The sequence below is a fragment of the Streptomyces sp. NBC_01210 genome (assembly GCF_036010325.1).
In the GTDB taxonomy this organism is placed as follows: Bacteria; Actinomycetota; Actinomycetes; order Streptomycetales; family Streptomycetaceae; genus Streptomyces.
In genome coordinates, this window is the sequence record NZ_CP108549.1 from 4,372,385 (window position 1) to 4,384,892 (window position 12,508).

General features: G+C 69.4%; 12 protein-coding genes. 10 read left to right on the plus strand and 2 right to left on the minus strand.

Translation table 11 applies throughout. From position 1 onward, the window contains the following. Nucleotides 1–62: 62 nt before the first annotated feature. Nucleotides 63–1,889, minus strand: coding sequence for a bifunctional metallophosphatase/5'-nucleotidase (locus OG735_RS19745; protein WP_327324519.1), 1,827 nt, complete (start codon nucleotides 1,887–1,889; stop codon nucleotides 63–65). A 165-nt stretch (nucleotides 1,890–2,054) separates the two neighbouring features. Then, nucleotides 2,055–2,234, minus strand: coding sequence for a hypothetical protein (locus OG735_RS19750; RefSeq protein WP_327324520.1), 180 nt, complete (start codon nucleotides 2,232–2,234; stop codon nucleotides 2,055–2,057). Nucleotides 2,235–2,373: 139 nt separating this feature from the next. Here OG735_RS19750 and mshD point away from each other — a divergent pair, with 139 nt between their 5' ends. The 10 genes from mshD to pstB all read left to right on the plus strand — a co-directional run bounded on the left by mshD (nucleotide 2,374) and on the right by pstB (nucleotide 12,397). Beyond that, nucleotides 2,374–3,297, plus strand: a complete 924-nt coding sequence (mshD, locus tag OG735_RS19755) for a mycothiol synthase (protein WP_327324521.1) — start codon at nucleotides 2,374–2,376, stop codon at nucleotides 3,295–3,297. Nucleotides 3,298–3,614: 317 nt separating this feature from the next. Continuing rightward, nucleotides 3,615–3,818 carry a hypothetical protein gene (locus tag OG735_RS19760; RefSeq protein ID WP_327324522.1) on the plus strand — a complete coding sequence of 68 codons (204 nt, stop codon included), beginning with the start codon at nucleotides 3,615–3,617 and terminating at the stop codon, nucleotides 3,816–3,818. After that, a complete protein-coding gene (locus tag OG735_RS19765; protein WP_327324523.1) occupies nucleotides 3,818–4,009 on the plus strand; it encodes a hypothetical protein in 192 nt (63 codons plus the stop codon). The genes OG735_RS19760 and OG735_RS19765 overlap by 1 nt, the downstream gene beginning before the upstream one ends. 256 nt (nucleotides 4,010–4,265) lie before the next feature. Then, nucleotides 4,266–6,494: an RNA degradosome polyphosphate kinase gene (locus tag OG735_RS19770; RefSeq protein WP_327328378.1), complete on the plus strand. Its 2,229-nt coding sequence runs from the start codon at nucleotides 4,266–4,268 to the stop codon at nucleotides 6,492–6,494. Further along, the gene (locus OG735_RS19775; RefSeq protein ID WP_442812456.1) at nucleotides 6,481–7,620 is read left to right on the plus strand and encodes a CHAD domain-containing protein; all 1,140 of its coding nucleotides are present in this window, start codon (nucleotides 6,481–6,483) and stop codon (nucleotides 7,618–7,620) included. The genes OG735_RS19770 and OG735_RS19775 overlap by 14 nt, the downstream gene beginning before the upstream one ends. Before the next feature lie 19 nt (nucleotides 7,621–7,639). Next, on the plus strand, nucleotides 7,640–8,056 hold the full coding sequence (locus tag OG735_RS19780; RefSeq protein ID WP_327328380.1) for an NUDIX hydrolase: 417 nt from the start codon (nucleotides 7,640–7,642) through the stop codon (nucleotides 8,054–8,056). Nucleotides 8,057–8,282: 226 nt separating this feature from the next. Next, complete coding sequence (pstS, locus tag OG735_RS19785) at nucleotides 8,283–9,416, plus strand: phosphate ABC transporter substrate-binding protein PstS (protein WP_327328381.1); 1,134 nt, start codon at nucleotides 8,283–8,285, stop codon at nucleotides 9,414–9,416. A 100-nt stretch (nucleotides 9,417–9,516) separates the two neighbouring features. Continuing rightward, entirely contained in the window at nucleotides 9,517–10,518 is a 1,002-nt protein-coding gene (gene pstC / locus OG735_RS19790; RefSeq protein WP_327324524.1) for a phosphate ABC transporter permease subunit PstC, read from the plus strand. Further along, a complete protein-coding gene (gene pstA, locus OG735_RS19795) occupies nucleotides 10,515–11,591 on the plus strand; it encodes a phosphate ABC transporter permease PstA (RefSeq protein ID WP_327324525.1) in 1,077 nt (358 codons plus the stop codon). The genes pstC and pstA overlap by 4 nt, the downstream gene beginning before the upstream one ends. Before the next feature lie 29 nt (nucleotides 11,592–11,620). Continuing rightward, nucleotides 11,621–12,397, plus strand: coding sequence for a phosphate ABC transporter ATP-binding protein PstB (gene pstB, locus OG735_RS19800; RefSeq protein ID WP_327324526.1), 777 nt, complete (start codon nucleotides 11,621–11,623; stop codon nucleotides 12,395–12,397). The last annotated feature ends 111 nt before the right edge of the window (nucleotides 12,398–12,508 follow it).

Sequence of the window (12,508 nt, forward strand, 5' to 3'; positions counted from 1 at the left end):
ACAACGCCGGTGGGGCGGCAGGCACTTGGCCCACCGCCCCACCGTCAACGTGCCGGTACCTGCTACTGCACGACCGTGATCCGGTCGGCGGCCGGCGGCGTGATCGGCTTGGCCGCCGTCGAGTTCGCCACCAGGTAGGCGTTGAAGACATCCAGGTCGGAGGCGCCGACCAGCTTGTTCTTGTGCTCCTTCAGCACCGGGAAGCCGTCACCGCCGCCCGCCAGGAACTCGTTCATCGCGACCCGGTAGGTCTTCGCCGGGTCGATCGCGACGCCGTTCAGCTTCACCGAGGCCACATCGATCCGGGCCGCACCCGTCTTCTTCAGATCCAGGGTGTAGGTGAAGCCCTTCGAGACCTGAAGGATCTTCGGAGAGGCCTCGTTCGGGCCGCTGACCTGCTGCTGGAGCGTGGTGATCAGCTGGGCGCCGGTCAGGTCGACGACGTTCATCATGTTGGTGAACGGCTGCACGGTGAACGACTCGCCGTACGTCACCACCCCGTCGCCCTCACTGCCCGAGGCCTTGAAGACCAGGTCGGACCTGATCCCGCCCGGGTTCATCAGCGCGAGCTGCGCCCCGCCCTTGTCCGCCGGGGCCAGGCCCTCGAGCTGCGCGTCCGCGATCAGGTCGCCGAGCGGCTTCTCGGGCGCCGTCGAGCCACGGCCGTTGATGTCGGCGGAGATCCAGCCCTGCGGGCGGTTCGCGACCGGCGCGGCAAGCTTGTTCCAGCGCGCGATGAGTGCCGTCATGTCCTCGGCCTTGGCCTGGTCACGGCTGACGATGCGGTTCGCCGACTTCACCGACGTACGGACGATGTCCTTGGTGCGACGGTCGTACGTGAGCGTGGTGTCCGTGTAGAGCTTGCCGTACGAGGCCGCCGAAGTGACCATGCGCGGCTTGCCGGACGGGTCCGGAACCGTGCACACGTACGCCTGGTGGGTGTGGCCGGTGACCAGCGCGTCCACCTTGGGCGTGATGTTCTTGGCGATATCGACGATCGGGCCGGAAATGCCGTCGCCCGCGCCCGGCGAGTCGCAGTCGTAGTTGTACGAGGAGGAGGCCGGCGAGCCGCCCTCGTGGATCAGCGCGACGATCGACTTCACGCCCTGGCGGTCGAGCTCCTTGGCGTACTTGTTGATCGTCTCGACCTCGTCGTTGAACTTGAGGCCCTTGATGCCGTTGGCGTTGACGATGTCCGGCGTGCCCTCGAGGGTCACACCGATGAAGCCGATCTTGACGCCGTTCTTCTTCCAGACCGTGTACGGCTTGAGGATCGGCTTGCCGGTCGTCTCCTTGGTGACGTTGGCCGCGAGGTAGGGGAAGTCCGCGCCCTTGAACTTCTTCCCCTTCTCGTAGCAGCCCTCGACCGGGTGGCAGCCACCCTTCTGGAGCCGGGCGAGCTCGACCGCGCCCTCGTCGAACTCGTGGTTGCCCACGGCCGTCACATCGAGGTCGATCTTGTTGAGCGCCTCGATGGTCGGCTCGTCGTGGAAGAGCCCGGAGAGCAGCGGGCTGGCACCGACCATGTCGCCGCCGGCGGCAGTGATGGAGTACGGGTGCCCCTTGCGCGCACCGCGCAGCGAGGTCGCCAGATACTCGGCACCACCGGCCGGGATGGCCTTGACGGTGCCGTCGGCCTGCTTCTCACTGACCGTCCCGGCCGAGCCGGCGGGCGGCTCCAGGTTCCCGTGCAGGTCATTGAAGGAGAGCAGCTGTACATCGACCGTGCGCGCGGGCGTGTGGTGACGGTCGCCGTGGCGGTCGCTGCTGCTGGTGGCATTGGCCGGCATCGCGGCGACGAGTGCGCCGACGGTGGCCAGTCCGGCGGCGGTGGCGAGTATCCGCCGGGTCCGCCGGGTCGCGCGGTTCTTCTGTTGTGTCGCTGACATCTGTCCCCTTGTCAGTTCAGCGTGGTGTGAGGGCTGCGAGCGGCAGCCTAGAGTCAACGCGCGTAGCACGACAGGGGCTAGCGGGTTACAACCTGGTTGCCTTCGTTCGTCAACGGGTAGTTCTCCGCGTTTCACCCGCACTGCGGACATATACGAGCAGGAACATCAGAAGGCGGCCGAACTGTCCTCGGACTTCTTGGAGTTGACCGGCAAGCTGAAGCCGGTCGCGCGGGGCGCGCGGGTGCGGAGCGCGCAGTGGGGCGCGCAGATGTGGGGCCCGCTCAAGGTGAACACCGGGATGATCGTCACGGAGTTCCCGGACCCGCGGGCTTCGACCGCGCCCATCTCCACTGCGTGCGGCAGACGGCATGCTCCGGCCCGATCCCACCGTCCAACAATCTGTTGAACAACTTCCACCGACCTGCGGGGCAAATGCCGAGCCGCGCAGATCCCGCACCCCCACCCCCCGCCGTACCCTCGACCCATGACAGACGCAACAGCCGCACTCGAGCCCGGCCGGCAGATTCAGACCCTCGAGGAGCTCACGCCCGAGCAGGCCCAGGCCGTACTCGGCATGCTCGGTCACGCCGCCCGGTCCGACGGGATGCAGGCCGTCTCCGAGCAGGGGCGGCTGCAGCTGCGCGGCGGGAAGCGGGAGGGCGTTCGGCATCTCCTTCTCACCGTCGCCAACGAGCTCGTCGGGTACGCGCAGCTGGAGGACACCGACCCCGTCGAGGCCCCGGCCGCCGAGCTGGTCGTGCATCCCTCGCACCGCGGGCGCGGTCACGGGCGGGCGCTCGGGACCGCGTTGCTGGCGGCGTCCGGTAAGCGGCTGCGGGTGTGGGCGCACGGCGGGAAGTCAGCCGCGCGGCATCTGGCCCAGGTGCTCGGGCTGACCCTCTTCCGTGAACTGCGCCAGCTGCGGCGGCCGTTGAACCCGCTGAACATCCCCGAGCCGGTGTTCCCGCCCGGCGTCACCGTACGCACCTTCGTGCCCGGGCAGGACGACGCCGCCTGGCTCGCCGTGAACGCCGCCGCGTTTGCCCACCACCCCGAGCAGGGGTCCCTGACACAGCGGGACCTCGACGACCGCAAGGCCGAGCCGTGGTTCGACCCCAAGGGCTTCTTCCTCGCCGAGCGCGAGGGGGAACTCATCGGCTTCCACTGGACGAAGGTGCACGCCGCGGAGCACCTCGGCGAGGTGTACGTCGTCGGCATCCGGCCCGAGGCGCAGGGCGGCGGCCTCGGCAAGGCCCTCACCGCGCTCGGGCTGCGCCATCTCGCCGCCGAGGGGCTGCCGACCGCGATGCTCTACGTCGACGCGGACAACACGGCCGCGCTGACGGTGTACGAGCGCCTCGGCTTTGTCACCCACGAGGTGGATCTCATGTACCGGACCGAGTCCTGACCGGGATCCCGCCGACGGAGTCCCGAGCGACCGAAAGGCCAGGGGCCGGGAGCAGTTGACTGCTCCCGCCGAGGGCGGAGGTGGCGGCGGTATGAGCTCACTCGCCCCAAGGGGCTGACCTGGTCGGTCCTCCGGCTGCACCGCGCGCTGCTCGTCACCGCCGCCTTCCTCGCCGCCTCGGTGGCAGCCCCGGCCCGGTTCCGCGCGGTCGGGCTCGAGGCCGCGCGGGCCGGCGGCCCCTGCGGCTCCCCCGACTCGGGACTGCTGCGTGCCTCGAGGACTTCGCCTCGTCCCCGGCGTTCGAGTACAGCGGGAACATGAGCCCCGCCGCCACTGTGATCGCGTGGCTGCCGCTCGCCGTCGCCGTCCACGTCGGCGGTGTCCGCACCGGCCGCGAGCTGGAGCGCGGCACGGCCGCCCCGTCCTGGACCCAGTCCGTCACGCCGTCACGCCGGCCCGCCGCCAGGCCGACCCTCCCGGCCCTGCTGATCACCGCGGGCTTTTCACCATGCTGTCGCTGATGCACCGGGTCCGTCGCGCCCTGCCCGCCGCCGGGTTCGCCCTCGTCGTCACCGGGTCCCCGATGGTGGCCGCCGCGCGTTACCGGGAGCAGCTCCGGCCGCTCCAACGGGTCGAGACGGGCATCGTCCCGGCCCTCACGGCAGCGGCGACGGCTGCGGTGTTTCTGATCCTGCGCCGCCGCCACGCCTGAGCCGTCCTCCCAGGCGTGGTGGACGAGGGGTCTCCACGCCTGGGGGCCCTCGGCCGGGGGCTGCGTAAAGCCCCGGCCGACCTCCGCTCATCACGACCGCGCCTGCATGTCATGTCGTCGTTACCGGGCATTCAGACACCCTTGCGACCCTCTCTCAATGCAGCCCGCTGTGCCCGCCTCCCCCAACGGCAAGATCCCCCTCACCCCGGCCCCTTCCGACGCGCCCGTTTTCCTCTCCGCGCGGAACAATGGGTTCATGAGCCACCAGCCCGCCGAGGTACCGGTCCAGCACCCCCAGCCGTCCGTCGGTTCCATCGCCGCGCACCGGCCGCACACCGTCGCGGCCACGGTGTCCGATCTCGAGCCCGACATCGATGCCGACCTCGACGCCTACGAGGAAGATCACGACGGCGACGGCGCCGAATTGCCCCAGGGACGCTTCCTCGACCGCGAACGAAGCTGGCTCGCGTTCAACGAGCGCGTCCTGGAGCTCGCCGAGGATCCCGCCACCCCGCTGCTCGAACGGGCGAACTTCCTCGCGATCTTCGCGTCCAACCTGGACGAGTTCTTCATGGTCCGGGTGGCCGGCCTGAAGCGCCGTATCGCGACCGGCGTCGCCACCCGCTCCGCGTCCGGTCTGCAGCCCCGCGAGGTCCTGGACCTGATCTGGAACCGCTCCCGCGAGCTCATGGCCCGGCACGCCGCCTGCTACCAGCAGGACGTCGCCCCGGCGCTCGCCGAGGAGTCCATCCACCTCATCCGCTGGCCCGACCTCACCGAGAAGGAGCAGGCCCGCCTCTTCACGCTCTTCCGGCAGCAGATCTTCCCGGTCCTGACCCCGCTGGCCGTGGACCCGGCGCACCCCTTCCCCTATATCTCCGGCCTCTCGCTGAACCTCGCGGTCGTCGTGCGCAACCCGGTCAGCGGCCACCGCCACTTCGCGCGGGTGAAGGTCCCGCCGCTGCTGTCCCGCTTCCTGGAGGCCTCCCCGCAGCGGTACGTCCCTCTCGAGGACGTCATCGCCGCGCATCTGGAGGAGCTGTTCCCCGGCATGGAGGTGCTCGCGCACCATATGTTCCGGGTGACCAGGAACGAGGACCTGGAGGTGGAGGAGGACGACGCGGAGAACCTTCTGCAGGCGCTGGAGAAGGAGCTCATGCGGCGCCGCTTCGGGCCGCCGGTGCGGCTCGAGGTCGAGGAGTCCATCGATCCGTACGTGCTCGATCTGCTGGTCCGCGAGCTGAAGGTGTCCGACGCCGAGGTCTATCCGCTGCCCGGTCCGCTGGACCTGACGGGCCTCTTCGGCATCGCGAAGCTGGACCGGCCCGAGCTGAAGTACCCGAAGTTCATCGCGGGCACCCACCGGGATCTCGCCGAGGTCGAGTCGGCCTCCGCGCCGGACATATTCATGGCGCTGCGCGAGCGTGACGTACTGCTGCACCACCCGTACGACTCGTTCTCGACGTCCGTACAGGCCTTCCTGGAGCAGGCCGCGGCCGACCCGGACGTGCTCGCCATCAAGCAGACGCTGTACCGCACCTCCGGCGACTCCCCGATTGTCGACGCGCTGATCGACGCCGCCGAATCGGGCAAGCAGGTCCTGGTACTGGTGGAGATCAAGGCCCGCTTCGACGAGCAGGCCAACATCAAGTGGGCGCGCAAGCTGGAGGAGTCCGGCTGCCATGTCGTCTACGGTCTTGTCGGCCTGAAGACCCACTGCAAACTGTCGCTGGTGGTCCGCCAGGAGGGCGACACACTGCGCCGCTACTCGCACGTCGGCACCGGCAACTACCACCCGAAGACGGCCCGCCTGTACGAGGACCTGGGGCTGCTGACCGCGGACCCGCAGGTCGGGGCGGACCTCTCGGACCTGTTCAACCGGCTCTCGGGCTACTCGCGCCGCGAGACGTACCGCCGTCTGCTGGTCGCACCCAAGTCCCTGCGCGACGGCCTGATCGCGCGAATAAACAAGGAAGCCGCACACCACCGCGCCGGACGGCCCGCCTACGTACGCATCAAGGTCAACTCGATGGTGGACGAGGCGATCATCGACGCCTGCTACCGGGCGGCGATGGCGGGCGTGCGGGTGGACATCTGGGTCCGCGGCATCTGCGCGCTGCGCCCCGGAGTCCCCGGCCTCTCGGAGAACATCCGGGTGCGCTCGATCCTCGGCCGCTTCCTGGAGCACTCCCGGATCTTCGCCTTCGGCAACGGCGGCGAGCCCGAGGTGTGGTTCGGCAGCGCCGACATGATGCACCGCAACCTCGACCGCCGTATCGAGGCACTGGTACGGGTCACCGACCCGGCCCACCGCGCGGCCCTCACCCGGCTGCTGGAGACCGGCATGTCCGACAGCACGTCCTCCTGGCATCTCGGCCCGGACGGCGCGTGGATCCGGCACTCCACGGACTCGGAAGGCCAACCGCTGCGGCACATACAGGAGATGCTCATAGACGCCCGGAGGCGCCGGCGTGCACAGCCCTGATATCTCCCGGCAGGACACTGCCGCCGTCCCGGCCGGTCTCCCGGCCGCGGTCACGGCGGGAGAGGCCCTTGCCCGGTATCTCCATGCGCAGGCGGGCGACTTCCTGCGCAGTCTGCGGCTGCACAGCGAGAGCGGCGCGGACACGGTGGGCGTGGCGGCGGCCGCCCGCGCGCTGCGCCAGGCGTCCCGGCGGATCAGCGGAACGCTGCACACCTTCCGGCCGCTGCTCGACCCCGCCTGGGCGGACGGTCTGCGCACCGAGCTGGCCTGGCTCTCCGCCACTCTGGCCCAGGAGCACGCCTGCACCTCACGGCTCGGCCGGCTGCTGGAGGCGCTGTCCCGGCTATCGGGTGCGGTACCGCTGCCGCCCGCGAGGGGTCAGCTCGGCCCGCTCGAGGCCGCCACTTCCGAAGCCGCCACTTCGGAGGCCGGCGCTTCCGAGGCCGCCACTTCCGAGCCCGGCGCTTCCGAGCCCGGCGCCGAGACGCCCCGCAGTACCGGCACGCTCACGGTCGGTGCCGCACGGGCCGGGGCCCTGCTGGAGCGGCAGCTGACCCTCGCCCGGACCCGCGCCCACTCCGCCGCGCTCCAGGCGCTCGGCTCCTCCCGCTTCCACGCGGTCGCCGACGCCGTCGCGGTACTCGCCTCCGAGCTGCCGCTCGGCCCGCCGGCCGGCGCCCCGGCCGCCGAGGCCCTGACGCTGCCCGCGGAGCTCGCCGAGCGCCGGTTCCTGGAGGCGGTGGCCGCACTGCCGCTGGCCCGCGCGGCACATCCGTACAACGCGGAGGCCCTGGTGCACGGCCTCGCCGCCGCATCGGCCGGAGAGGCGCAGGACGCGCCCTGGCACCAGGTGCGGCTGCTGCTGCGACTTCACCGGTACGCACAGGAGGTGCTGCACCCGAAGACGGATCCGGTGCTGTGCCATGCGGGGCTGGTCCTCGACCGCCACCGCGACGCCGCGGAGGCCGCTGATGCGGCCGCCACCGCAGCCCGTACGCCGCGGATCGCCCCGGCCACCGCGTACGCCCTGGGTGTGCTGCACGCCGATCAGCGGCACGAGGTCGAGGCAGCCCGTTTCGCCTTCCAGCAGGTGTGGCAGAGGGCCGCGGCGGTGACGGCACCGTGAGGGCGGCGTCGTGAATCGCCTGGGGGACGACGTCGTGCCGGCCGCCGGCTGTGTGCTGTGGCGCCGCTCCCCGTACGGGGACGACGGTATCGAGATCTGCCTCGTACACCGTCCCAAGTACGACGACTGGTCGCACCCGAAGGGCAAGCTGAAGCGCGGCGAGGACGCCCTTTTCGGCGCGCTGCGCGAAGTACTCGAGGAGACCGGCCACCAGTGCGTCCCCGGTGCCCGCCTCCCCACCGCGCACTACATTGCGAACGGACGCCCCAAGCAGGTCAGCTACTGGGCCGCCGAGGCGACCACGGGAACCTTCACCCCGAACGAGGAGGTCGACCGCATCCTCTGGCTCTCCCCGACAGCAGCCCGCAACCGCCTCACCCAGCCGCGCGACCGCACGCTCCTGGACGCGCTGCTCGCGGCCCTCCACTCGGCGTGAACCGCATGAACCGGCACGCCGAGTGGCGACACGGCGACAGGCACCAGGCCGCCCGACACGGTTCACCTCCCGTTCACTCTCTCCCGTTGGCCGCTTCACCTGATCTGCCTAATTTCGGCCCTACACGGTGACCGGCACAGGCTGGCCCCCCACCCCGAACCACGCCGCCATGAACGCCAAAGACACCCGGTCAGCGTCCGGCGGCTCCTGGAAGGAAACACCCGAAGTGAAGCTTCAGCGCAAGAACGGGCTTCGCGCCACCGCGCTCGGTGCCATCGCCGTGACCGGCGCCCTGGTTCTCACGGCGTGTGGCTCGGACGACAACGCAGGCGGCACCGGCGGCACGGGCGAGCAGACCAACGCGGCGTCGAACATCAAGTGCGACGGCGCCAAGGGCAAGCTCCTGGCTTCCGGTTCCAGCGCGCAGAAGAACGCCATGGACCTGTGGGTCAAGAACTACATGGCCGGCTGCAAGGGCGTGGAGATCAACTACAAGGCCTCCTCGTCCGGTGAGGGCATCATCGCCTTCAACCAGGGCACCGTCGGCTTCGCCGGCTCCGACTCGGCGCTCAAGCCCGAAGAGGTCACCGAGTCCAAGAAGATCTGCAAGGGCGGCCAGGGCATCAACCTGCCCATGGTCGGCGGCCCGATCGCCATCGGCTACAACGTGCCGGGCGTCGACAACCTGACCCTGGACGCCTCGACGATCGCCAAGATCTTCAACGGCAAGATCAAGAACTGGAACGACCCGGCGATCGCCGCCCTGAACAAGGGTGCCAAGCTCCCGGACAAGGCGATCCAGGCCTTCCACCGCTCCGAGGACTCCGGCACCACGGCGAACCTCGGCAAGTACCTCGGCGCCACCGCCAAGGCCGACTGGCCCTACGAGGCCGAGAAGAAGTGGCCGGCCCCGGGCGGCCAGGCCGCCTCCGGCTCCGCCGGTGTCGCCGCGCAGGTCAAGCAGGCCGAGGGCTCGATCGGCTACTTCGAGCTCTCGTACGCGACCTCGCAGTCCATCCCGACCGTCAAGATCAACACGGGTGCTGCCGCCCCGGTCGAGGCCAGCTCCGAGAACGCCTCCAAGGCGATCGCCGCCGCCAAGATCAAGGGCACCGGCAAGGACCTGGCCCTCGGTCTCGACTACACCACCAAGGCCGACGGCGCCTACCCGATCGTCCTGGTGACCTACGAGGTCGTCTGCGACACCGGCAACAAGGCCGACACCCTGGGCACGGTCAAGTCCTTCCTGACCTACACCGCCGGCGACGAGGGCCAGAAGCTCCTCTCCGGCGCCGGCTACGCCCCGATCCCGGCCGAGATCAACACCAAGGTCCGCGAGACCGTCGCGGGTCTGAAGTAACGCAACAGGCCGGCGGGGGCCCTGCGCTCCCGCCGGCCACCCATCCGGTGCACCGCCGCCAGGGGAGTCCCACAGCTCCCCGCCACAGACCGGAAAGATCATGGCTTCCACTACACCGATAGATTCCCCTCCCCCAACGCCGGCTCCGCCGGTCAACAGGAGGCGCGGAACGTCCACCGGCCGCGTCGGCGACAAGGTCTTTCTCGGCCTGTCCCGCGGTTCGGGCATCCTGCTCCTGGTGATCATGGCGTCGATCGCCGCGTTCCTCACCTACCGCGCGACGCTTGCCCTCTCGAAGGACGAGGGCAACTTCCTCACCACCTTCGACTGGAACCCGGCGGGCAACCCGCCGGTATTCGGCATTGCGGTCCTGCTCTTCGGCACGGTCGTCAGCTCGATCATCGCGATGGTGATCGCCGTACCGGTCGCCGTCGGCATCGCGCTGTTCATCTCGCACTACGCGCCACGTCGCCTCGCCGCCCCCCTCGCCTACGTCGTGGATCTGCTGGCCGCCGTGCCGTCGATCATCTACGGAATCTGGGGCGCCCTCTTCCTCGTCCCGTACATGGAGGGCCTCAACCTCTGGCTGGACGAGTTCTTCGGCTGGACGTACATCTTCGAGAAGACCGAAGTCGGCGTCGCCCGCTCGCTGTTCACCGTGGGCGTGCTGCTGGCGATCATGATCCTGCCGATCGTGACCAGCGTCAGCCGCGAGGTCTTCCTGCAGGTCCCGCGTATGAACGAAGAGGCCGCGCTCGCCCTCGGCGCCACCCGCTGGGAAGTCATCCGGCTCTCGGTGCTCCCCTTCGGCCGCTCGGGCGTGATCTCCGCCTCGATGCTGGGCCTGGGCCGCGCGCTCGGCGAGACGATGGCCGTCGCCACGGTCCTCTCTCCAAGCTTCCTGATCTCTTTCCATCTGCTCAATCCGGGCGGCGGAACCTTCGCCCAGAACATCGCAGCGAAGTTCGACGAGGCCAATGAGCTCGGGCGCGACGCCCTGATCGCCTCCGGTCTGGTCCTCTTCATCCTCACACTGCTGGTCAACGGCGCGGCCCGCCTGATCATCGCGCGCCGCAAGGAGTACTCGGGGGCCAACGCATGAGCCAGGCAGCCATCAAGGACAGGCCCACGCCGACCCCGCCCTCCCGCAGGGGAAGCCTCAGCGGCCGGTCGCTCCCCCGCTGGGCACCCGCAGGATTCGCGGTCGTCTCCATCGCGCTCGGCGTCGGCATCGGCATGGGGGCCGGCTGGGAGAGCCGCGTTCAGTGGGGCCTGATCTCGGCCCTGCTCTTCGTGAGCATCTCGTACGTGGTGACCACGGCCGTCGAGAACAAGCGCCAGGCCAAGGACCGTCTCGCCACCAGCCTCGTGTGGGTGTGCTTCATCCTCGCCGTGATCCCGCTGTTCTCGCTGATCTGGGTGACCATCAGCCGCGGTGTGAAGGTGCTCAACGGCTACTTCCTCAGCCACTCCATGGCCGGCGTCCCCGGCTTCGAGGCGGGCGGCGGCGTCTATCACGCCATCATCGGCACGCTGGAGCAGGTCGGCCTCGCCACCGCGATCTCGGTGCCGATCGGTCTGCTGACCGCGGTCTACCTGGTCGAGTACGGCAAGGGCGCGCTGGCCAAGGCCGTCACCTTCTTCGTCGACGTCATGACGGGTATCCCGTCGATCGTCGCGGGTCTGTTCATCCTCTCGATCATGCTCATCCTCGAGCTGCAGCCCTCCGGCCTGATGGGCGCGCTGGCGCTGTCGATCCTGATGATCCCGGTCGTGGTCCGCTCCACCGAGGAGATGCTCAAGCTCGTACCCAACGAGCTGCGCGAGGCCTCGCTGGCCCTCGGCGTACCGAAGTACCGAACGATCCTCAAGGTGGTTATCCCGACCGCGCTCGGCGGTATCACCACTGGTGTGATGCTCGCCATCGCACGTATCGCCGGTGAGACCGCCCCGATCATGCTGCTGGTCTTCGGCAGCCAGCTGATCAACACGAACCCGTTCGAAGGCGCCCAGTCCTCGCTCCCCTTCTACGTCTGGGAGCAGTACCGGGTCGGCAGCGAGGCGTCGTACGACCGCGCCTGGGCCGCCGCCCTGGTCCTGATCGCCTTCGTCATGATCCTCAATCTGGTGGCCCGGGGCATCGCCCGCTGGAAGGCCCCGAAGACCGGTCGCTGACGCGACCACGTGAAAGCGAAGTGATTCACATGGCCAAGCGCATCGACGTCAGCGGCCTCTCTGCCTTCTACGGCTCCCACAAGGCGATCGAGGACATCTCGATGACCGTGGAGCCCCGCTCCGTGACGGCCTTCATCGGCCCGTCCGGCTGCGGCAAGTCCACCTTCCTGCGCACCCTGAACCGGATGCACGAGGTCACTCCCGGTGGCCGCGTCGAGGGCAAGGTGCTGCTGGACGACGAGAACCTGTACGGCTCGAGCGTCGACCCGGTCGCCGTGCGCCGCACGGTCGGCATGGTCTTCCAGCGGCCGAACCCCTTTCCGACGATGTCGATCTTCGACAATGTCGCGGCGGGCCTGCGCCTGAACGGTTCGTACAAGAAGAACCAGCTGGCGGACGTCGTCGAGAAGTCCCTGAAGGGCGCCAACCTCTGGAACGAGGTCAAGGACCGCCTGAACAAGCCCGGCTCCAGTCTCTCCGGCGGCCAGCAGCAGCGTCTGTGCATCGCCCGCGCGATCGCGGTCGAGCCGGATGTGCTGCTGATGGACGAGCCGTGCTCGGCGCTCGACCCGATCTCGACCCTCGCGATCGAGGACCTGATCGGCGAGCTGAAGGAGCGCTTCACGATCGTCATCGTGACGCACAACATGCAGCAGGCGGCGCGGGTCTCGGACCGTACGGCGTTCTTCAACCTGTCGGCGGTCGGCCAGCCCGGCAAGCTCATCGAGATAGACGAGACCGAGCGGATCTTCGCCAACCCGTCGGTGCAGGCTACGGAGGACTACATCTCCGGCCGCTTCGGTTAGGACCCGGTCATGTGGTCATCGTGGGCCGGGGGCGTTGGTGGTTGCTCTTGGTGGGTGGTTTCCACCGGCGAACCGCCGAACCCTCCGGCATACCGGCCACAGGCACGTGGG